General features: G+C 65.0%; 18 protein-coding genes. 11 read left to right on the forward strand and 7 right to left on the reverse strand.

Going from position 1 to position 21,041, the window contains the following annotated elements; all coding sequences use genetic code 11:
• The first annotated feature begins 129 nt into the window (after positions 1-129).
• A complete protein-coding gene (locus LA521A_RS03320) occupies positions 130-1,506 on the forward strand; it encodes a pyridoxal-phosphate dependent enzyme (RefSeq protein WP_281780965.1) in 1,377 nt (458 codons plus the stop codon).
• Positions 1,506-2,450 carry a 2OG-Fe(II) oxygenase family protein gene (locus LA521A_RS03325; RefSeq protein ID WP_281780966.1) on the forward strand — a complete coding sequence of 315 codons (945 nt, stop codon included), beginning with the start codon at positions 1,506-1,508 and terminating at the stop codon, positions 2,448-2,450. The genes LA521A_RS03320 and LA521A_RS03325 overlap by 1 nt, the downstream gene beginning before the upstream one ends.
• Here LA521A_RS03325 and LA521A_RS03330 read toward each other — a convergent pair whose 3' ends face one another.
• Positions 2,451-3,464, reverse strand: coding sequence for a sulfotransferase family protein (locus LA521A_RS03330; protein ID WP_281780967.1), 1,014 nt, complete (start codon positions 3,462-3,464; stop codon positions 2,451-2,453). It abuts the gene before it with no gap.
• Positions 3,465-3,531: 67 nt separating this feature from the next.
• Between LA521A_RS03330 and LA521A_RS03335 the strand changes: the two genes are divergently transcribed.
• From LA521A_RS03335 to LA521A_RS03350, 4 genes are read left to right on the forward strand one after another with little or no spacing between them, the layout of a single operon-like run.
• Positions 3,532-4,707 carry a cystathionine gamma-synthase gene (locus LA521A_RS03335; protein ID WP_281780968.1) on the forward strand — a complete coding sequence of 392 codons (1,176 nt, stop codon included), beginning with the start codon at positions 3,532-3,534 and terminating at the stop codon, positions 4,705-4,707.
• Positions 4,704-5,510 carry an ABC transporter permease gene (locus tag LA521A_RS03340; protein ID WP_281780969.1) on the forward strand — a complete coding sequence of 269 codons (807 nt, stop codon included), beginning with the start codon at positions 4,704-4,706 and terminating at the stop codon, positions 5,508-5,510. Before LA521A_RS03335 ends, LA521A_RS03340 begins: the two co-directional genes overlap by 4 nt.
• Positions 5,510-6,763 carry an ABC transporter ATP-binding protein gene (locus LA521A_RS03345; RefSeq protein ID WP_281780970.1) on the forward strand — a complete coding sequence of 418 codons (1,254 nt, stop codon included), beginning with the start codon at positions 5,510-5,512 and terminating at the stop codon, positions 6,761-6,763. The genes LA521A_RS03340 and LA521A_RS03345 overlap by 1 nt, the downstream gene beginning before the upstream one ends.
• Positions 6,763-9,906 (forward strand): glycosyltransferase, encoded by a 3,144-nt coding sequence (locus tag LA521A_RS03350; RefSeq protein ID WP_281780971.1) that lies wholly within the window; start codon positions 6,763-6,765, stop codon positions 9,904-9,906. Before LA521A_RS03345 ends, LA521A_RS03350 begins: the two co-directional genes overlap by 1 nt.
• A 112-nt stretch (positions 9,907-10,018) precedes the next feature.
• Here the strand turns inward: LA521A_RS03350 and wecB are convergent, their stop codons facing one another.
• Genes wecB through LA521A_RS03365 form a run of 3 tightly spaced genes read right to left on the reverse strand, consistent with a single transcriptional unit; the run spans position 10,019 to position 12,871 of the window.
• Entirely contained in the window at positions 10,019-11,152 is a 1,134-nt protein-coding gene (wecB, locus tag LA521A_RS03355) for a non-hydrolyzing UDP-N-acetylglucosamine 2-epimerase (protein WP_281780972.1), read from the reverse strand.
• A gap of 31 nt (positions 11,153-11,183) precedes the next feature.
• Positions 11,184-12,125 carry an electron transfer flavoprotein subunit alpha/FixB family protein gene (locus LA521A_RS03360; RefSeq protein WP_281780973.1) on the reverse strand — a complete coding sequence of 314 codons (942 nt, stop codon included), beginning with the start codon at positions 12,123-12,125 and terminating at the stop codon, positions 11,184-11,186.
• A complete protein-coding gene (locus tag LA521A_RS03365) occupies positions 12,125-12,871 on the reverse strand; it encodes an electron transfer flavoprotein subunit beta/FixA family protein (protein WP_281780974.1) in 747 nt (248 codons plus the stop codon). Before LA521A_RS03365 ends, LA521A_RS03360 begins: the two co-directional genes overlap by 1 nt.
• Positions 12,872-13,095: 224 nt before the next feature.
• Between LA521A_RS03365 and LA521A_RS03370 the strand changes: the two genes are divergently transcribed.
• Complete coding sequence (locus tag LA521A_RS03370) at positions 13,096-14,508, forward strand: mannose-1-phosphate guanylyltransferase/mannose-6-phosphate isomerase (RefSeq protein ID WP_281780975.1); 1,413 nt, start codon at positions 13,096-13,098, stop codon at positions 14,506-14,508.
• A 59-nt stretch (positions 14,509-14,567) separates the two neighbouring features.
• Here LA521A_RS03370 and LA521A_RS03375 read toward each other — a convergent pair whose 3' ends face one another.
• Positions 14,568-15,482 (reverse strand): D-cycloserine synthetase, encoded by a 915-nt coding sequence (locus LA521A_RS03375; protein ID WP_281780976.1) that lies wholly within the window; start codon positions 15,480-15,482, stop codon positions 14,568-14,570.
• Between the two features lie 140 nt (positions 15,483-15,622).
• Here LA521A_RS03375 and LA521A_RS03380 point away from each other — a divergent pair, with 140 nt between their 5' ends.
• The 3 genes from LA521A_RS03380 to galE are packed head-to-tail and all read left to right on the forward strand — an operon-like array spanning position 15,623 to position 17,991.
• Positions 15,623-16,342 (forward strand): CoA transferase subunit A, encoded by a 720-nt coding sequence (locus LA521A_RS03380; protein ID WP_281780977.1) that lies wholly within the window; start codon positions 15,623-15,625, stop codon positions 16,340-16,342.
• 25 nt (positions 16,343-16,367) lie between these two features.
• Positions 16,368-17,003: a CoA transferase subunit B gene (locus LA521A_RS03385; protein ID WP_281780978.1), complete on the forward strand. Its 636-nt coding sequence runs from the start codon at positions 16,368-16,370 to the stop codon at positions 17,001-17,003.
• Positions 17,004-17,016: 13 nt separating this feature from the next.
• Entirely contained in the window at positions 17,017-17,991 is a 975-nt protein-coding gene (gene galE / locus LA521A_RS03390; RefSeq protein WP_281780979.1) for a UDP-glucose 4-epimerase GalE, read from the forward strand.
• A gap of 45 nt (positions 17,992-18,036) precedes the next feature.
• Here galE and LA521A_RS03395 read toward each other — a convergent pair whose 3' ends face one another.
• Positions 18,037-19,659 carry an electron transfer flavoprotein-ubiquinone oxidoreductase gene (locus LA521A_RS03395; RefSeq protein ID WP_281780980.1) on the reverse strand — a complete coding sequence of 541 codons (1,623 nt, stop codon included), beginning with the start codon at positions 19,657-19,659 and terminating at the stop codon, positions 18,037-18,039.
• A gap of 148 nt (positions 19,660-19,807) precedes the next feature.
• Here LA521A_RS03395 and LA521A_RS03400 point away from each other — a divergent pair, with 148 nt between their 5' ends.
• Entirely contained in the window at positions 19,808-20,404 is a 597-nt protein-coding gene (locus LA521A_RS03400) for an alpha-ketoglutarate-dependent dioxygenase AlkB family protein (RefSeq protein WP_425494622.1), read from the forward strand.
• Positions 20,405-20,419: 15 nt separating this feature from the next.
• On the opposite strand, the gene LA521A_RS03405 is transcribed toward LA521A_RS03400, so the two are convergent.
• Positions 20,420-21,031, reverse strand: a complete 612-nt coding sequence (locus LA521A_RS03405; RefSeq protein ID WP_281782174.1) for an ABC-type transport auxiliary lipoprotein family protein — start codon at positions 21,029-21,031, stop codon at positions 20,420-20,422.
• Positions 21,032-21,041: the final 10 nt, after the last annotated feature.

Raw genomic sequence — 21,041 nt, forward strand, 5'->3', positions numbered from 1 at the left:
CCCGCATGGCCGGGCGCCCCTCGGCGTGCGTGCGGTCCGGCGCCAAGTCGGAGGCAAATGGGTCCCCGGCCGCGTCCACGAGCCGGTGCGCTCTTTCCGCGCTTCACGCGGGCCTTTTACACTGGCCCCATGAGCATCCATCAATCCGTACTCGAACTGATCGGCGACACGCCGATCATCAAGGCGCAGCGCCTGGACACCGGCGTCTGCGAGCTCTATCTCAAGCTCGAATCGCAGAACCCCGGCGGCTCCATCAAGGACCGCATCGGCCTGTCGATGATCGAAGCCGCCGAGAAGGCCGGCAAGATCCGCCCCGGCGACACGCTCGTGGAAGGCACCGCCGGCAACACCGGCATCGGCCTGGCGCTGGTCGCGCAGCAGAAGGGCTACAAGCTGATCCTCGTCGTGCCCGACAAGATGAGCCGCGAGAAGATCTTCAACCTCAAGGCGATGGGCGCGCAGGTCGTGCTCACGCGTTCGGATGTCGCCAAGGGCCATCCCGACTACTACCAGGACCTCGCCGAGCGCCTCGCGCGCGAAACGCCGGGCGCGTACTTCATCAACCAGTTCGGCAATCCGGACAACCCGGCCGCGCACGAGTTCGGAACGGGCCCGGAAATCCTGCGCCAGATGAACGACGTCGGCGGGCTCGATGCGATCGTGTTCGGCTGCGGCAGCTCGGGCACGATGACCGGCCTGTCGCGCTTCTTCGCGAGCGAATCGCCGCACACCGAACTGATCCTCGCCGACCCCGTCGGCTCGATCCTCGAGGAATACATCAACCGCGGCACGCTGTCGGACAAGTCGGCGAGCTGGATGGTCGAAGGCATCGGCGAGGACTTCCTCCCGCCGATCTCCGACTTCACGCGGGTGAAGAAGGCTTACGCGATCAGCGACAAGGAGAGCTTCCTCACCGCGCGCGAACTGCTCGAGAAGGAGGGCATCCTCGGCGGCTCGTCCACCGGCACGCTGCTCGCCGCGGCGCTGAAGTACTGCCGCGAGCAGACCACGCCGAAGAAGGTGCTGACGCTGGTGTGCGACACCGGCAACAAGTACCTGTCGAAGATGTACAACGACTACTGGATGCTGGACAACGGCTTCCTGGCGCGTCAATCCAGCGGCGACCTGCGCGACCTGATCCTGCGCCCGTTCTCGCAGCGCGACACGGTGGTCGTGGGTCCAAACGATCTGCTCGTCACCGCGTACCAGCGCATGAAGCTGTACGACGTCTCGCAGCTGCCGGTGATGGACGGCGACAACATCGTCGGCATCGTCGATGAAAGCGACGTACTGCTGCACGTGTACGGCGACGAGTCGCGTTTCCGCGATCCGGTGTCGACCGCGATGGTGAGCAAGCTGGACAAGATCGACGTGCGTTCGCCGATCGAATCGCTGCTGCCGGTGTTCGATCGCGGCCATGTCGCCATCGTCGTAGACGGCGAGAAGTTCATCGGCCTGATCACGCGCATCGACCTGCTCAACTACCTGCGCAGGCGCGTGCAGTGATGAACGCCGCGGCGTCCGCGCACTGGTTGCCGGGCGACCGCCTGCCGGACGTCCGCCTGCGGGCGGACGACGGCACCAACTGCACGCTGCACGCCGAATTCGCCGGCGCGCCGCTCTGGCTCGCGACGCCTACCGATGCGCATGCCGCCGCGCTGCTGCCGGTCCCGCCGCCGGGGACGCTCGCGCTGTGCGTCGGACCGCAGGCGCCGCAGGGCGCGCCCGCGGGATGGCGCGCGTTCGCCGCTGACGCGAGGTGGTGCGAAGGCGTTGGCGCGGGTCTGCTGTGGCTGGTCGATGCCAACCTGCGTCTGTGCGCGCCGGTGCCCCTGCCACCGCAGAGCGTGCCGACGACGACGCCATCGGTCGAACCGTTGCCCGGCGAACGCACGTTCGCAATCGCTCCCGTCCTGCAGATCCCCGGCGTGTTCGAACCGGAACTGTGCGCGGCGCTGATTCGCCACCTCGATGTCGACTGCGCCGGCGGCGACGTGTCCGCCGTGCTGGTCATGCAGGACGGCGAGCAGCGATTGCAGGTCGATCCCGACATCAAACAGCGTCGCGAGGCGATACCCCGCGATGCACAGCTCGAAGCGCGCATGCACGAGCGTCTCATGCGCCGCGCGCTGCCCGAGATCGCGCGCGTGTTCAATTTCGAAGTGCGTCGGCGCGATCCGTTCAAGCTGCTGGCGTATCCCGAAAACGCGGGCTACTTCCGTGCGCATCGCGACAACGAAACGCCGGACGTCGCGCATCGGCGCTTCGCGCTGTCGGTGAACCTCAACCAGGGCGACTACACGGGCGGCGAATTCCGCTATCCCGAATTCGGGCCGCATCTGTTCTCGCCGCCGACGGGCGCGGCGCTGGTGTTTTCGTGCTCGATGCTGCACGAAGTGCGGCCGGTGATGCGCGGCACGCGCTACGCGATGACGACTTTCCTGGCCTGATCAGGCGCGCGGGCGCAGGCGCGGGGCGAGATCCGCGACGCCCGCCGATTCGATCGCTTCCTGCGCCCACTGCAGGCCTTCGACGATGCCGTCCGCATGTTTCTCGGCGGCGGCCGCGAGCTCGCGCCGACGCGCGTTCGCGTCGAAATGCGCGTCTCCGTCCTTCGCATAGCGGCTGAGCAGTTCGGAGGACTTGATCCGCTGCGCCCAGTCGTCCGGCACGTCGAGACCGTAATGCGCGGCCAGGCGCGCCGTCGCCGGTGCGGGATCGCGAAGTACGTCGGCGAAATCCAGATCGATGAGTCGTTCCGACAGGGTCGGGTCCGCCGCGAGCGCGCGCCATCGCAGTTGTTCGATGAGCCAGGCCCGGGCGAGGCGGGCGGCTTCGCTGTCCGCCGGCGGGAGGGCCGGCTGCCGAGCCAGCCGGAGCGGCTCGGTCGAAAGCGCCCCTTCGATGAGGCGGGCGTCGCGCAGCATGGTGGCCAGCCAGGTCTGCAGGTCGACCCACAGCAGGCATGCGCGACCGGTGGTCGGCAGCAGCCGATCGGCGAGCGTGGTGACCACGCTGGTCGGCTTCACGATCACCGCCCGACTGTCCGGGAATCCCCGGGCGAGCAGCGCCAGGACCGGCGTTTCCCACGAGGCCGCAGATGGGTCGTCGCGGCCGTGGGCGAGGGCGAGCAGGGGCAGGGGTTCGCGCAGCCCGAGCACGCCCGGCACCAGGTCCAGCAGCCGGCTGACCAGCGACGACCCGCAGTGGCCGATATGGAACAGCCAGTGCACCTCGCGCAGTGGCGGCGAAGGCGCCAGTGCGGCCTCGAGTTCCGACCGGTCCAGGGTCCATCCGGAGACCTCGCGACGCCCGAGCGCGCGCTGGTCGAGGAAGCTCGCGCGCCGGTAGTCGTCGGCCTCGAAATGCAGCACCCAGGCCCGGTTCTGCGCCGGGTCGATTGCGAACAGCGGATAGGCTGCACTTCGGCTGAAGTCCGGGGGCAAACGCCGGGGAGGGCTCATGGGCGATGCTAGAATCGGCGACCGCCCATGCTAGCCGGGCTAGCGGGAAAAAAGACGGAAGGACGCAATGACTGAACGACATGCCGACGGCGGGGCCGGGAAGCCCGGTCTTGGTACCCTGGCGATCCACGCGGGGCAGGCTCCGGACCCGAGCACCGGCGCCGTGATGACGCCGATCTACGCGACCTCGACCTACGCCCAGAGCAGCCCGGGCGTGCACCAGGGCTTCGAGTATTCGCGCAGCCACAACCCGACCCGTTTCGCCTACGAGCGTTGCGTCGCCGCGCTGGAAGGCGGCACGCGCGGTTTCGCGTTCGCCTCGGGCCTGGCCGCGACCTCGACGATCCTGGAACTGCTCGATTCGGGCAGTCACGTCATCGCGATGGACGATGTCTACGGCGGCACCTACCGGTTGTTCGAGCGCGTGCGTCGCCGCTCCGCGGGCCTTGATTTCAGCTGGGTCGACCTGAGCGACGCAGCGGCGTTCGAGGCGGCGATCCGCCCCGAAACCAAGATGGTCTGGATCGAAACGCCGACCAACCCGCTGCTCAAGCTGGTCGACATCGCGCAGATCGCCGCGATTGCCCGCAAGCGCGGCCTGATCGTCGTGGTCGACAACACGTTCTGCTCGCCGATCCTGCAGCGCCCGCTCGAGCTGGGCGCGCACATCGTCATGCACTCGGCGACGAAGTACCTCAACGGCCACTCCGACATCGTCGGCGGCATGGCGGTGGTCGGCGACGACGCCGAAATCGCGGACCAGATGGCCTTCCTGCAGAACGCCATCGGCGGCGTGCAGGGGCCGTTCGACAGCTTCCTCGCGCTGCGCGGCCTGAAGACGCTGCATCTGCGCATGAAGGCGCACTGCGAGAACGCGCAGGCGCTGGCCGAGTGGCTCCAAACGCACCCGCAGATCGAGAAGGTCATCTACCCGGGCCTGAAGTCGCACCCGCAGCACGAACTCGCCCGGCGCCAGATGCATGGCTTCGGCGGCATGGTGAGCATCTACGTCAAGGGCGGCGAAGCCGCGGCGCGCCGCATGATGGAGCGCTGCGAGCTCTTCGCCGTCGCCGAGTCGCTCGGCGGCGTGGAAAGCCTGATCAACCACCCGGCGATCATGACGCATGCGTCCGTGCCGGCAGAGCGCCGTGCTGCTCTTGGCATCGCGGACAACCTGGTTCGGTTGAGCGTGGGTGTGGAGGATGTGGCGGACCTCCAGCAGGACATCAGCACGGCTCTATGAATACGCACACGGTGTCTCGCACGGAAGTTCTACGTCAGCGGTTTTATCTTTTTCGTCAACTCGTCAAGCGCGATATCGAGCGGCGCTACAAGGCGACCTTTGGCGGTATGGCTTGGGCGATACTGCAGCCGCTGTTGATGATCGGCATCTATACGATCGTTTTCGGGCTTATTTTCAAACCCCGATGGCCTGCCGTGGAGAGCCCTTGGGACTACGTGCTCATCCTTTTTCTTGGGAAAGTACCCTATCTCTTCGTAACCGAGTCGATGGCGATGGCTACCGCATCGATGCGGGGCCACATCAATCTGGTGAAAAAGGCGGTTTTCCCACTGAACCTGCTGCCGGGCGTGTCGTTAGGTAGCAGCATGTACCACTCTTTGATCGCACTGGCCGTGTGGGTCGTATTCTTCGTCGCGATCAAGGGCGCGGTGCCGTGGGCAATCATCGCGCTCCCACTGCTGTGGCTTCCACTCATCCTGTTTTGCATGGGTGCTTGCTGGGTCCTCGCTGCCTTGGGCGCCTACTTTCGTGACACCGATCAGGTGGTAGGGACGATAAATATCGCATTGATGTTCCTGTCGCCGATCTTCTACCCGTCCTCTAGCGTGCCGCATGCGCTCAAGCTCGTGATGATGATCAACCCCCTCACTCATGCAATCGAGTGGTCGCGCGCGGCGTTGTTGTGGCCGGCACATCTGGATCTCACTTTGTACCCGCTGCTGCTCGCGATCAGCGCCGTGTTCGCGGTGGGCAGCCTATTCTTCTTTAACAGACTGCGTCCCGGGTTCGCGGACGTCCTTTAATGACGATTCTTGAAGTCAGTAATCTAGGAAAAGCCTATCCGCTCAAGCCGGCTGCGGGAGCTTTGTTTCGCTCATTGCTGCTGAAGCGGCAAGCTGTCCAACTAGATGAGTTCTGGGCTGTTCGTGGGGTTAGCTTTTCCCTTAGCCCTGGCGAGTCGGTTGGCATAATCGGCCGCAACGGCAGCGGTAAGAGCACGCTCCTGCAATTGATATGCGGCATCATGCCTCCCACGGAAGGGACGGTTCAACGGAACGGCCGGATCGCAAGCCTGCTCGAGCTTGGTGCTGGATTCGATCCCGATTTCACGGGACGGGAAAACGTCTTCCTGAATGCAGCCCTGTTAGGGCTCACTGCAGAAGAAACGGAAGCCAAGTTCGACGAGATTGCCGCCTTCGCAGAGATCGGGCGTTTCCTCGATGAACCGGTGAAAACCTATTCAAGCGGCATGTTCGTGCGTTTGGCGTTTGCGGTTGCCTCGCATGTGTCGCCAGACGTACTCGTCGTCGACGAGGCGCTGGCGGTCGGCGACGCGCGCTTCTCAGCCAAGTGCATCAAGCGAATCCGTGCGCTGCGCGAGTCTGGATGCACGCTCCTCTTCGTCAGTCATGACGTCGGAATTGTTCGCACTCTGTGCGATCGCGCGCTATGGCTGGAATCGGGACGGCCCGTGGCTATGGGGGATGTATTCACAGTCACCTCCAAGTACATGGAGCGGATGTTTGAGGACACTGACGACCCGCCTGCGTCGTTGCCGGATGTAACTGGCAATGATGAGGCGGTGGAACCAGTCAGGCCGCAACTTGCGCCATTGAACCACTGGGGCTCTCATGTCGGCTCCATCAGGCGCTGGAATCTTCGCGCGCTATCGGAGAACGCTTCCGTCGTGGAGTACGGCGAGAACGTGTGCCTCGAAGTGGAGTTCACCGCTCCGGCCGGATTTGACCCCGCGCACCTGGCCGTTTCACTCTCCATCAAGGATTTGAAGGGCACCGATCTGTTGGTGTTGAGTACGCACGACGAAAATCGCGGCGCATTCGGTGGAATCTCAGGGGCTTGCAAAGTGGCTTTCGAGTTCGTCATGCGGCTGACGGAGGGTAAATACCTCTTGGTCATCGCGTTGGAAGATAGATCGACTGAAGCGATCCAATACTTCGAGTACATCGAAGGGGCACATTATTTTTCGGTGACGAGCCAGGCCCGTCGTTTCGGCTTGTTCAACGTGCCCGTCGCGGTATCAGTGAGTAAGAGCTAATGACTGCCATCAACAGCAAGGATTATTGGGATCGGCGCTTTGAGACTGATTGGGAGGCCAACCGCGGCAGGACTCAAAGTCGGTTCTTCTCGTCCCTCGCGCTCAGCATGATGCCCGATTGGTTGAAGTGGAACTTGACCAGCACGCGCGCGTCCATTCTTGATTGGGGTTGTGCCCTGGGTGACGGCACGGAACTCCTCGCCCAATCGCTGCCTGGCGCGCAAGTGACGGGTTGCGACTTTTCAGAAGAGGCCATACGCCGCGCTGCGGAGACATACCCTGTCAACAGGTTTGTGTGCAGGGACCTAACCACTTCTGATTCAACGCAGGAAAGCTGGGACTTCGTGTTTAGCTCGAACACGCTCGAGCACTTTCACGAGCCTTGGAAAGTGTTGGACACTCTTGCGAAGGCCGCGTCCCGTGGCGTGTTGCTGTTACTTCCTTACGAGGAGATCAACAGGATTGATGAGCATCACTACACGTTCCTGCCTGAGAACGTGCCGCTCGTGATTGCTGATCGCTTCCACTTGGCCTACTGGCGCGCGTTAGACGTCTCGGATATGCATGCCACCGAGTGGACCGGGGCGCAGATCTTTCTGGCTTACGTCGATCGCGACGATCCGATGTACCGCGGAATGCGCTTGGAGCATGCGGTTGGGGGGCGTGCAGCAGCTGTCGGTCAGGCGAGTGTCGAGCAATTGCATGCCCAGCTTGCTCACGCCAAGGAGCAGGAGGCCCTGGCCCGCACGCATGCGGCCGAATTCGAGCAGCGAGCCCGTTTCGAGCAAAGCGAGGCGCTCGCGCGTATCGCGGAACGCGATTCGCTTGCTGAAAAAATCACCAGCCTCGAGAGTGCGCTGCGAGACGAACGGGCGGCTGCCGCCGCCCAGCAAGCCTCGGTCGAGGAGACGCTCCGGCAGCAAGCGGAGCAGTTCGCCGCTGAGCGTGGTGCGCTTGAATCGAAGTTGCGCGCGCAGTCTGACGCTGCGGCCAATGCCATCGCCGAGAAGGCCGCGCTTCTAGAGAAGTTGAGGCGCTTGCGAGGACTGCGCAATCATGAACTCACGCAGTCGTACATGCGCTTTATCCATGTCGCCGAAGGCTTTCAGGCAGCAGCCGAAAGCATCATGAGCAAAAATCGGAAGCTGAGCGCGGACCTTGCTCAGGTCGCAGCCAGTAATAGCTGGCGCATTACGGCACCATTGCGAAAGACGGTCGCATCGCTGAAGGGTGTCAACTCGGAGGTTTTGTGCGTGCCGGAACTGGCCCTGGAGGCAGATGAGTCCCGAATTGAGGACCTCTCCACGCGCCTTGCATCGCTCCGCTCTTCTTCGCTTGGCCTTGTTCAGGTTGGGGGCGGCACCCGTACGATCTACATCTTTACCGGTGTTCCTTTCGACGATATCGGAGGTGGACAGCGTGCCGCACAACTCGCCCGGGTTTTGCTGGCTCGGGGTGAGCAGGTTACTTACGTGTACGCCTATCGTAAGTGGGAAAATGGGCAGCCAGTCGAGAGTGGCTATCAAGCCGAGGGAATGCGTCACCTGTTCCTGGATCGTACTTCGATGGATGACGTGCTGGGTGGCGCTACAGCTGCCGACGTTGCGCTCTTCGAACTTCCCCATCCGGCTTTCCTGCCCTACTTCTCGCGTTTGGGTGAGTTGGGCGTGCGTCGCGTGTTCGAGTTGATTGACGCCTGGGACAGCTCGCTAGGCGGCGACTGGTTTGATGCAAGCGTCATGCAGGCATACGTCGATCAAAGCGAGGTTGTTGTTGGGACGGCGAAGATCCTTCAGCACAAACTGATCGAGATGGGGAGGCCGGACGCAAGGTATCTGCCGAATGCGGTTAACGAAAGCATTTTCGACAGTTACCGAGAGTATCCGCGCCCATCCGAGTACGTGCACGGACAGCGTGCGCTGCTGTACTTCGGCTCGTTATACGGTGAGTGGTTCGACTGGGAATGTGTGAATGCCGCAGCCCGGAGTTGCAAGGATGCGGCGATATACCTCATTGGAGACCCGCCCGCGAATCGCGAAGTCGAGCCTAATGTTCGCTTTCTGGGTGGGCGGCAGATAGAAGAGCTTCCCAAGTATCTGCAGCATTGCGATATCGCACTTCTTCCGTTCCGCCCGGGTCACATCTCCGATGCCGTTTCGCCGATCAAGATCTTCGAGTACCTGGCGATGGGCGTTCCCGTTGTGGCCAACGAACTGCCAGAAATCGCCGGCTATCCGAATGTTCATGTCGCTCGTTCCACGGACGACTTCGCGCGTCTGTGCTCAGATCCGCTGGTCGCGGATCCCACCAAGGTCGATGATTTCCTGATCGAGAATTGTTGGGCAGGGCGTCTCGATCAGATGGTCCCGGCATTGTCATACGGGCGTGTAGTGACGGTCGTCATCCTCATACACAACAATGTGGACATTATCGAGCGCTGCCTCAAGAGTTTCAGTGCGCACGCGTCGGCCTACGTCAAGGAGGTGATCGTCGTCGACAACGCGAGTTCCGACGGCGGCCCCGAGTTGGTGAGGGAGAAATTCCCTGATGTGAAACTCATCATCAATGACAAGAACGGTTGCAGCTCGGGCAGGAACCTCGGTGCTGCTGCTGCCTCCGGAGAGTACCTGGCGTTTTTCGACTCGGACCAATGGATCACTGGTCGGGGAGCATTCGAAGAAGCACTTTCCATCCTCGAACGAAATCCTGCAGTCGGAGCTGTCGGCTGGGCAGCCGGTTGGTTTGCTGACGGTAGTGACACCTTTGGCGGGCCAATTGTCGACTACCTGCCTCGGCGTGGCACCACAGCCCCTGAGTATCAGGCCCTCGGTTACCGGACCGACATCGCCTATCTCGGCTCGGGCGGCCTGTTCGTGTCTAAGGAGGTATTCGATCAGGCCGGGGGATTCGATGAGTTCTATGATCCCACTTGCTTTGAGGACACCGACTTTTCACTGGCTATCAAAGGCCAGGGGTATCTGCTGGCGTATCGCGATCTTCAAAGTATCCGTCACCAGGCCCACCAGACCACTTCGGCCTCACAAGATAACGCCGCGTATCAAGTCCTCTTCAAGCGCAACTCTGCGCATTTCGGCGAGAAATGGTCGGGCAGGCCCGACTTCTTCTTCGACGCGCCGCCTTGATCCGGAGGGACCTCTCGCTAGGTTATGAGAGTCCTGCCGCCAGCTCGTGCGCGTGTAGACCATTCGAATGGGGACGTTGTCCCCATTCGATGTTCGCTAGCCCTTAACGCGGTTATTGAGGCACAAGGGTGGACCGCACAATAGCTGCGATTTTCGTCGCGGCTTGCCCATCGCCGTAGGGATTGTGCGCACGTGCCATGGCCTCGTAAGTCGAGGCGTCATCGAGCAGACGGTTGGTCTCCTCGACGATGCGAGCACTGTCCGTGCCCACGAGTAGGACGGTGCCGGCTTGGACGGCCTCGGGTCGCTCGGTGGTATCGCGCATGACGAGCACCGGCTTACCTAGAGAAGGTGCTTCCTCCTGGATGCCACCAGAGTCGGTGATGATCATGTACGAGCGTGACATCAGGTATACGAACGGCAGGTAATCCAGCGGTTCGATCAGGTGTACGTCGTCTGCATCGGCCAGGATGCGATTGACCGGTTCCCGAACGTTCGGGTTCAGATGCACCGGATAAACCACCTGCACGTCTCCGCGTGAGGCGATCTGCTTCAACGCCTCGCAGATCTGCTCGAACCCGGAACCGAAGTTCTCGCGCCGGTGGCCCGTGACCAGCACGAGCCGCTTGCTTGGATCCAAGAACGGGAAGCGGTCCGCCAATTTCCCCGAGAGTTCTGCGTCGCGCTGGAAGCGGTCCACCACCGACAGGAGCGCGTCGATGACTGTGTTGCCCGTCACGTGCACATCCGCTTCGGACATGCCTTCGTCCAGCAGGTTCCGTCGCGATTGATCGGTGGGCGCGAAGTGCAGGCGCGCGAGCTTTCCGGTGAGACAACGGTTGGCTTCCTCCGGCCACGGCGAATACAGGTCGCCGGTACGTAGACCCGCTTCAACGTGGGCGATGGCGGTTCGATTGTAAAAGGCAGCCAGGGCGGTTGCGAACGTCGTCGTCGTATCGCCATGAACCAGCACGAGATCCGGCTGCTGACGCGCGATAAGGTCCGTCATGCCCTGCAGGATCCGGCCTGTGAGTTGTGCGAGCGTTTGGCCCGGCTGCATGACGTCCAGGTCTTCGTCCGGCTGGATGCCGAACAATTCCAGGACCTGGTCAAGCATCTGCCGGTGCTGCGCGGTCACTGCGACCACGGTTTCCAGCCCAGGCAGGTTCCGGAGGGCTTCCACCACCGGCGCCATCTTGATGGCTTCCGGCCTCGTGCCGAACACCACCATCACTTTCTTGCTCATTGTAAGGTCGCTTCCCTTGTGGACTTGTGCTTCAGCCGATGGCCTTTTCGAGCTCAGGCAACAGCGTGAACAAATCCCCCACCAGCCCGATGTCCGCGATCTCGAAGATCGGCGCGTCGCCGTCCTTGTTGATGGCGACGATGGTGCCGGCGTCCTTGATGCCGGTCAGGTGCTGGATCGCGCCAGAAATGCCGACGGCGACGTACAGCTCCGGCGCGATGATCTTGCCGGTCTGGCCGACCTGCAGTTCGTTCGGCACGTAGCCCGCGTCCACCGCGGCGCGCGAGGCGCCCACTGCGGCGCCGAGCTTGTCGGCCAGCGCGTAGATGACCTTGAAGTTCTCGGCCGAACCGACGCCACGGCCGCCGGAGACGACGCGGCGCGCCGACTGCAGGTCAGGGCGATCCGACTTGCCGGCCGCGAGGCCAACGAAGCGCGTGTGCGAGGGCAGGGCGGCGTCGACGGAGGCCGCTTCGACGGTGGCGCTGCCGCCCTTGGCGGCTTCCGGCCACGACGCCGTGCGCACGGTGGCGACCACGGTCTGTCCGGCGGGCGCCTCGACGGTGATGATCGCGTTGCCGGCGTAGATCGGGCGCTTGAAGGTGTGGCTGCCCTCCACGGCCATGACGTCGGACACCTGCGACACGCCCAGCAGCGCGGCGACGCACGGCATCAGGTCCTTGCCGAAGGTCGTGCTCGGGCCGAAGACATGGGTGTAGCCGGCGGCGAGCTTGGCCACCTGCGGCGCCAGTACCTGCGCGACCGCGTTCGCGTTGGCGGCGTTGGCGACGGTCAGCACCTTGCCGACGCCGGCGATCTGCGCCGCGTCGCCCGCGACGGCGGCCGGATCGGAGGCCAGCACGACGATGTCGATCGACTCGGGATTCAGCGCCTGCGCGGCGGAAACGCACTTGGCGGTGGAGGCGTTGAGCTTGCCGTCCAGGTGTTCGGCGACGATCAGAATCTTGCTCATTACAGGAGCCCCTTCTGCTTGAGTGCGGCGACCAGTTCGGCCGCGTCCTTCACCATCACGCCCTTGGTGCGCTTGCCCGGCGCGGCGTAGTGGGTGGTCTTCAGGCCTTCGCCGGCGTCCACGCCGAGGTCGGCGAACTGCACGGTTTCCAGCGGCTTGCTCTTGGCCTTCATGATGTCTGGCAGCTTGATGAAGCGCGGCTCGTTGAGGCGCAGGTCGGTGGTGACCACCGCCGGCAGGTCGACTTCCAGCGTTTCCAGGCCCGCGTCGACTTCGCGCGTGACCGTGGCCTTGCCGCCTTCGACCTCCAGCTTGGAGGCGAACGTCGCCTGCGGACGGCCCCACAGCGTGGCGAGCATCTGGCCGGTCTGGTTGGCGTCGTCGTCGATGGCCTGCTTGCCGAGGATGACGAGATCCGGCTGCTCCTTCTCGATGAGCTTGAGCAGCGTGCGTGCGGCGGTCAGGGGCTGGATCGGCTGGTCGGACACGACGTGGATGGCGCGGTTGGCGCCCATCGCCAGACCGTTGCGCAGGTGCGCCTGGGCGTCGGCCGGGGCGATGGTGGCGACCACGACCTCGGTCGCGATGCCCTTGTCGCGAAGGCGCAGGGCTTCTTCGAGCGCGATTTCGTCGAACGGGTTGGCCGACAGCTTGACGCCGTCGGTGACCACGCCGGAGCCGTCCGGCTTGACCTGGATGCGGACGTTGTAGTCCACCACGCGCTTGTAGCCGACGAGGATCTTCATCGTGCGGGGATTCCTATGGTTGCGCGGCCGGAAGCGGGCCGAGAACCGCCGATTCTAGCCGAGAGGGCGCTCCCTACGCAGGCGGATGGTGGTCGTTCACGGTCGCCGGCGCGGACGGTCGAGTGCCCGCTCTCCGTTCATGATCTGGAAGTCCCACCGCTTCGGGCGGGGCAGCCCGATCCGTTAACCTTCACCGCGCTCGTTCCCCAAAAGGCGGAGTCCAAATGCTTCATCCGGTCATTCTCAGCGGCGGCAGCGGCACGCGCCTGTGGCCGCTGTCCCGCCAGAACCAGCCCAAGCAGTTCCTCGCGCTGGTCGGCGACCGCTCGCTGTACCAGGAGACGGTCCTGCGGGCGAGCAAGCTCCCCGGGGCGCAACCGCCGATCACCGTCTGCGCGGACGACCATCGCTTCATGGTCGGCGAGCAGCTGCAGGCGGTGGGCATCGGCAGCGGCGGCATCCTGTTGGAGCCCGCGGCCCGAAGCACCGCCCCGGCCATCGCCATCGCCGCGCTGCATGCGCTCGCGCGCGACGGCGAAGCGACGCTGCTGGTCATGCCGGCCGATCACCTCATCGAGGACGAGGCGGCCTTTCGCGCCGCCGTCGAGGCCGCAACGGGGCTCGCCCACGAAGGCTGGCTGGTGACCTTCGGCATCCGGCCCGAATACGCCGAGACCGGGTACGGCTACATCCTGCGCGGCGACGCGTTGGGCGAAGGTGGATTCCGCGTCGAGCGTTTCGTGGAGAAACCCGACAAGCCCACCGCTGAGCGTTATCTCGCGGAAGGCACCTACGCGTGGAACTCGGGCATGTTCCTGTTCGGCGCGCAGCGGTATCTCGACGAACTGGCGCGCCATGCGCCGGCCATCCTGGACGCGGCGCGCGCGGCGATGGACGCGGCAAAGGCCGACCTGGACTTCACCCGCGTCGACCACGACGCCTTCGCGGCGAGCCCGAGCGATTCGATCGACTATGCCGTGATGGAAAAGACGGACCGCGCCGCGGTGGTGCCGGTCAGTTGCGGCTGGAGCGACATCGGCTCGTGGTCGTCGCTGTGGTCCGTCGCGCAGCGCGACGGCGACGGCAACCGCTACGAGGGCGACGTGATCGCCGTCGACACGCAGGGCAGCCTCGTGCGCGCGTCGGAGCGGCGCATGATCGCGACCATCGGCGTGGAAGACCTCGTGATCGTCGATACGCCCGACGCCACGCTGGTCGCCCGCAAGGACCGCGTGCAGGACGTGAAGGCGGTCGTCGACAAATTGAAGTCGGCCGGTCGCCAGGAGCATCTGTTCCACCGCAAGGTGTACCGCCCGTGGGGCAGTTACGATTCGATCGGCGTGGGCGAGCGGTTCCAGGTGAAGCGCATCGTCGTGAAGCCCGGCGCCGCGTTGAGCCTGCAGAAGCACGCGCATCGCGCCGAACACTGGATCGTCGTCTCCGGCGTCGCCGAAGTCACCTGCGACGATCGCGTGTTCGACCTCCACGAGAACGAGAGCACCTATATCCCGCTGGGCAGCGTGCATCGGTTGCGTAATCGCGGCACCGAGCCGGTGGAACTGATCGAGGTGCAGTCCGGCAGTTACCTGGGCGAGGACGACATCGTCCGGCTCGAAGACGTCTACGGGCGTTCCTGAAACAGCCGGTTCGATCGAAAACGCCCCGACCATCGGGGCGTTTTTGTTGAGGCGTTTCGTCAGGTGGCCGCGCCGCCCAAGGTCTTCGCCAGCACGGCCGCGAACCGGTTCGCGCTCCCCGCCGCATGGGCGAAGAACAACGACGGTTCGCACAGCTCCAGTTCGAGCAGGCAGGCGTTGCCCGCTTCGTCGCGTATGAGATCCACGCGCGCATAAAGCGGCGCCTGGTCCAGTCCCAACGCGTCGCGCGCTGCGGCGATCACCCGTTCGGCGAGCGCCAGTTCGTCCTGCGAGGGGACGCGCGGCGTGATCGCCTCGGCGGCGAACAGGTGGTTCGTCGCGCCTTCGTCCCGCCGCAGCAACGCACCCTTGCGTATCGCGTGGCTGAACTCACCGGCGAAGTACATCAGCGCGGTTTCGCCGTGTTCGTCGACGGACGTCAGATACGGCTGCAGCATCGCGCTGCGGTCGGCGTCGAGCAGTCGCGCGAGGTGGTTCGCAGCGGCGAACTCCTGCGATCGCGCGTAACGCTGCGCATCCTTCGAACCCGCGCCGACGCTGGGCTTCACCACGAACTCCGCCGCATCCGCGTGCGCGGCCAGGAAATCCTGCAGCGCCGGCAACGCTTCGCCGTCCGGCTCGACGAATGCCGTGGGTACGACCGGCACGCCGCGCGCCGCGAGGTCGGCGAGATAATGCTTGTCGGTATTCCAGCGCACGACGGGCAATGGATTGATCAGCCGCGTCTGTGAGGACACGCGCGTGCACCAGTCGAGGAACTCCCCGAGGCGCGGCACGTAGTCCCAGGGCGAGCGCAGGATCGCCGCATCGAAACGGCTCCATCCCACCGTCGAGTCGTCCCAGGCGCGAACCTGCACCGCGAATCCGGCGCGGGCGCAGGCATCCAGCAGGGGATCCAGGTCGTCGTCCACGCCCGCGGCGGCGATGGCGGTCACGAGGGCGATGCGGGTCATGGCCGGAGTCTAGACGCTGGGCCCCGCGCCGCGCGATGTCCGCACATCGCATGCCGCCACCTGCCCGAACGTACGGTGGGGGACGCGCCCGCGGTCACGGTAAACTCCGGGGCATTGCGCAGAACCGAACGGAGTCCGACGTGGCCGCGACGCAAAACGGCAAGAACAAGCTTTTCCCCAGCGCGAAGGCCGCGCTCGAGGGCATCGTCGCCGACGGGCAGACGCTCGCCGTCGGCGGCTTCGGGCTGTGCGGCATTCCCGAGGCGCTGATCGGCGCGCTGCGCGACAGCGGCGTCAAGGGCCTCACCGCCATTTCGAACAACGCCGGCGTGGACGGTTTCGGCTTGGGCCTGCTGCTGGAAACGCGGCAGATCAAGAAGATGATTTCGTCCTACGTGGGCGAGAACAAGGAGTTCGAACGGCAGTTCCTGTCGGGCGAACTCGAACTCGAATTCAACCCGCAGGGCACGCTGGCCGAACGCCTGCGCGCCGGCGGCGCGGGCATTCCGGCGTTCTTCACGCGCACCGGCTACGGCACCGTCGTCGCCGAAGGCAAGGAAACGCGCGAATTCGACGGCCACCACTACGTGATGGAAACCGCGCTGAAGGCCGACGTCTCGCTGGTGAAGGCGTGGAAGGCCGACAGGGCGGGCAACCTCGTGTTCCGCAAGACCGCGCGCAATTTCAACCCGGCGTGCGCGATGGCCGGCGCGGTGTGCGTGGTCGAAGTGGAGGAGCTGGTGGAAACCGGCCAGATCGATCCGGACCATGTGCACCTTCCGGGCATCTACGTCGACCGCATCGTCTTGAACGCCACGCCCGAGAAGCGCATCGAGCAGCGCACCGTGCGCGCCGACTGACCCCATCGAACACAGGACTAACGACATGGCTTGGACCCGCGACCAGATGGCGCAGCGCGCCGCCCAGGAACTCACCGACGGCGCCTACGTCAACCTCGGCATCGGCCTGCCGACGTTGGTGGCCAACTTCATTCCCGACGGCGTGGACGTGTGGCTGCAGAGCGAGAATGGCCTGCTCGGCATCGGCCCGTTCCCGACCGAAGCCGAAGTCGACGCCGACCTCATCAACGCTGGCAAGCAGACCGTCACCGCCCGTCCTGGTGCCAGCTATTTCGGCAGCCACGATTCGTTCGCGATGATCCGCGGCGGCCACATCGACCTGGCGATCCTCGGCGCGATGCAGGTCACCGAAAAGGGCGATCTCGCCAACTGGATGGTGCCCGGCAAGATGGTGAAGGGCATGGGCGGCGCGATGGATCTGGTCGCCGGCGTGAAGCGCGTCGTCGTGCTGATGGAGCACACCGCGAAGAACGGCGAGCACAAGATCCTGCCCGAATGCACGCTGCCGCTGACCGGCGTGGGCGTGGTGAATCGCATCATCACCGACCTTGCGGTGATGGACGTGGCCGACGACGGGCTCAAGCTGGTCGAGCTGGCGCCGGGCGTGAGCGAAGACGAGCTGCGCGAGAAGACCGGCGTGTCGTTCTCGCGCGCCGCGTGAGGTCGACCGCTGCATGAAAGTGCTGGTTTGCGGAGGTGCGGGCTACATCGGCTCACACATGGTGCGTCACCTCGTCGGCGACGGTGTTTCCACGGTGGTGTTCGACAATCTTTCCACCGGTCATCGCGAGTCGGTCGGCGACACCGCCTTCGTGCGCGGCGATCTGCTCGATGCGACGCAGCTGCGCGATCTGTTCTCGCAGCATCGCTTCGACGCGGTGATGCATTTCTGCGCGCGCTCGCTGGTCGGCGAATCCGTCCAGCAGCCTTACGCGTACTACGAAAATAACGTTGCCGGTACGCTCAACCTTCTGCAGGCGATGCGCGATGCCAGCGTCGGGAAGCTCGTGTTCTCGTCCACCGCGGCAGTGTTCGGTCATCCCGAGTCGGAGCTGATCGACGAATCGCATCCGACGCGTCCGATCAATCCCTACGGCGCGAGCAAGCGGATGGTCGAGACCATTCTGGAAGATGCGGCGCGCGCGTACGGGCTGCGCTCGGTCGCGCTTCGCTATTTCAACGCGGCGGGTGCATCGCCGCAGGGCGACATCGGCGAGTCGCATTCGCCCGAGACGCACCTGATTCCAAACATGCTGCGTGCCGCCAACGGCGATGCGCCCTCGCTGAAAGTCTTCGGCAACGATTACTCCACGCCCGACGGCACCTGCGTGCGCGATTACGTGCATGTCGACGACCTGGCCGATGCGCACTCGCGCGCGCTGGATTTCATGGCATCGAACGAAGGCGCGCACGCGTTCAACCTCGGCAACGGCGCGGGGTTCAGCGTGATGCAGATGATCCATGCCGCGGGCGAGGTGGCGAAGCAACCCATCCCGTTCGAGATCGCTCCACGGCGCGCGGGAGATCCGGACCGGCTCGTCGCCTCAAGCGGGAAGGCGCGCCGTGAACTGGGGTGGCAGCCGCGTTATACGGATATCGCGGACATCATCGACACCGCGTGGCGCTGGCATCGCAATCCGCGCTACTGATGTCCGCCGGGCGCCTGCGAGGAAATTCCCCGCAGGCGCGGTGCCTCACAGATTCTGATAATTCGGCCCCGAACCGCCTTCCGGCGTCACCCAGTCGATGATCTCGTACGGGTCCTTGATGTCGCAGGTCTTGCAGTGCACGCAGTTGGCGGCGTTGATCTGCAGGCGCTTTCCCGCCTCGTCCTGCACGATCTCGTACACGCCCGCCGGGCAGAAGCGGGTGCAGGGGTTGTCGTATTCCTCGACACAGCGCGTGACGCAGATGGACGTGTCGCGCACCTTCAGGTGCACGGGCTGGTCCTCGTCGTGTTCGGTGGCGGCGTAATAGACGCCCTGCAGGCGGTCGCGCGGTGCGAGCGTGCGGTCGATGTAGTCGCGCTTCGGGCTTTCGTAATCGGCGACCTTTTCCAGCGCGCACCAGTCGGGCTTGTTCTTCAGCGTCCACGGCGAGAGGCCGCCGGTGACGGTTTCCCAGGCCGAATTCAGGATGCCGAACCACAATCCGCGCTTGAAGCCCGGCTTGATGTTCCGGACCTTCTTCAGCTCGGCCATGATGTTGGACTCGCGCAGTTTCGCGTCGAAGCCCTTCGGCGACAGCTGCGAGGCGACCAGGTGCTCGGCCGCGAGCATGCCCGAACGGATCGCCTGGTGCGTGCCCTTGATCTTGGGCACGTTGAGCAGGCCGGCGGTGTCGCCGATCAGCAATGCGCCCGGCATGTCGATCTTCGGAAGCGACTGGTAACCGCCCGTCACGATCGCACGCGCGCCGGCCGACAGGATGGTGCCGCCTTCCAGCAGCGGCTTGAACAGCGGGTGGTTCTTCCACTGCTGGAAGGCCTCCCACGGCTTGTATTCGGGATCCTTGTAATCCAGGCCGCTGACGTAGCCCAGCGCGATGCGGCCCTTGTCCAGGTGGTACAGGAAGCCGCCACCGTAGATGGCGTTGTCCGCCGGCCAGCCGAAGCTGTGCACGATCTTGCCCGGCGTCACGCGGTCTTCCGGCACCTGCCACAGCTCCTTGATGCCGATCGAATACCCCTGCGGATCGCTGTCGGCGTCGAGCTTGAACTGCTTGATCAGGCGCTTGGTGAGATGGCCGCGCGCGCCTTCGGCGAGCACCGTGACCTTCGCGCGGATGTCGATGCCCGGCGTGTAGCCAGGCTTGTGCGAGCCGTCCTTCGCCACGCCCATGTCGCCGATGCGCACGCCGACCACGGCGCCGCTGTCGTCGTGCAGCGTCTCGGCGGCGGCGAAGCCGGGGTAGATCTCCACGCCCAGCGCCTCGGCCTGCGGCGCGAGCCACGCGCACATCGCGCCGAGGCTGACGATGAAGTTGCCGTGGTTGTGCATGCCGGGCGGAATCGGCAGGCGGCGATGGCCTTCATGCGTGAGCAGCCAGAACTCGTCTTCCTTCGCCGGCACGCAGACCGGCGGCGGATTCTCGCGCCAGTTCGGCAGCAGCGCGTCCAGCGGTCCGGGTTCGATCACCGCGCCGGACAGGATGTGCGCGCCGATGGTGGAGGCCTTCTCGATCACGCAGACGGACAGCTCCGGATTAAGCTGCTTGAGGCGGATCGCGAACGACAGCCCGGCCGGACCGGCACCGACGGTGACGACGTCGTACTCCATCACGTCGCGTTCGACGGCGTTCGGATCGGGTTGGCTCATGGGGGGACTCCAAGACGGGCTGGCGTACAGCGGCTGGCTGATCGCGTGGGACGTTGCAAGGGTGGATTGTCGCGGGTTTGCGCGGCCCACGCCAAGTTTTGGCCGGTAAATCCAGTGGCACCGGCGATACGCCGTGCTAGCGTGGCGTATGGTGCTCGCCCCCGTTCCGCTGCCCGACGCGCAGTTGCAGTTCGATCCGCACTGGCTCGGGCCGCTGGAGGCCGATGCGCTGCTCGCCGGGCTAGGCCGCGATATCCACTGGGAAACACACCGCATCCGCATCTTCGGCCGCGAGGTCGATTCGCCCCGGCTGAGTTGCTGGATCGGCGATCCCGACGCGCGTTACCGCTATTCGGGGACGCTGTTCGAGCCGCATCCGTGGCCGGATGCGCTGCGGCCCGTGCGCGAGCGCCTGGAGCGCACGCTCGGCATCGCCTTCGACAGCGTGCTGGCGAACCTGTATCGCGACGGGAACGACGCGATGGGCTGGCACAGCGATGCCGAGCCTGAACTCGGGCCGGCGCCGGTGATCGCATCGATCAGCCTGGGTGCCACACGACGTTTTGCGCTGAAGCACCGCGACGATCCCACGCGCAAGCTCGCGCTGGACCTGCCGCACGGCAGCCTGCTGGTGATGTCCGGCGCGACGCAGCGCCACTACCGCCACGCGTTGCCGCGCACGACACGGCCGATCGGCGCGCGCATCAACCTGACGTTCCGGCGGATCCTCGCGCCAGCGCGCTGACGCGTCGAACGACGCTTACGGCGCAGCGGGCGGCGGCAAGGTGCGGCGATAGGCTTCGCCGCTGACCAGCGTCCAGCCGGCGATTTCGCCACCGATCTTCGACAGCGACTGCTCGAACGCGCGCGCGACGTCGGGTACGGCCGTGCTCGCCGCTGGCGTCGACTGCGTGAACACGCGCGACGCGGCGACCTTCTGCTGCTGCACGTGCAGCAGCTTGGCGCTGACCTCGATCGTCGCCGACGGCACGGGGCCGCCCGCGTAGTCGGATTCGAAGCGGCGCACTTCGAAAAAGAGTTTGTACTCGCCGGCGACGCCCATGCCCTGGCGCGCGACGCCGCCGATGCGACCGGAGTCCTCCAGCGCGCGCAGCACGGTGTCGACGAGCATGTCCGACGGCGGGCGCGCCCACTGCGCATCGCGGTACACCTGCACCTCGCCCGGCGTCGGGCGCACGGCGATGCGCAGGCTGTCCACGAAGCGCGCGGCCGCGGGCGGGGCGATCACGAGTTGCCAGTCCACCTTCGGCCAGGATGGATCGGCCTGCACGGCCGGCTCCGGCGCGAAGATCGTGTTGTTGCTCTTGGGCTTGTCGCCCAGGATCGAGCAGCCCGCCAGCGCCAGCATCATGCCGGCAGCC

Origin of the sequence: Lysobacter auxotrophicus, assembly GCF_027924565.1 — a bacterium.
Lineage (GTDB): Bacteria > Pseudomonadota > Gammaproteobacteria > Xanthomonadales > Xanthomonadaceae > Lysobacter_J > Lysobacter_J auxotrophicus.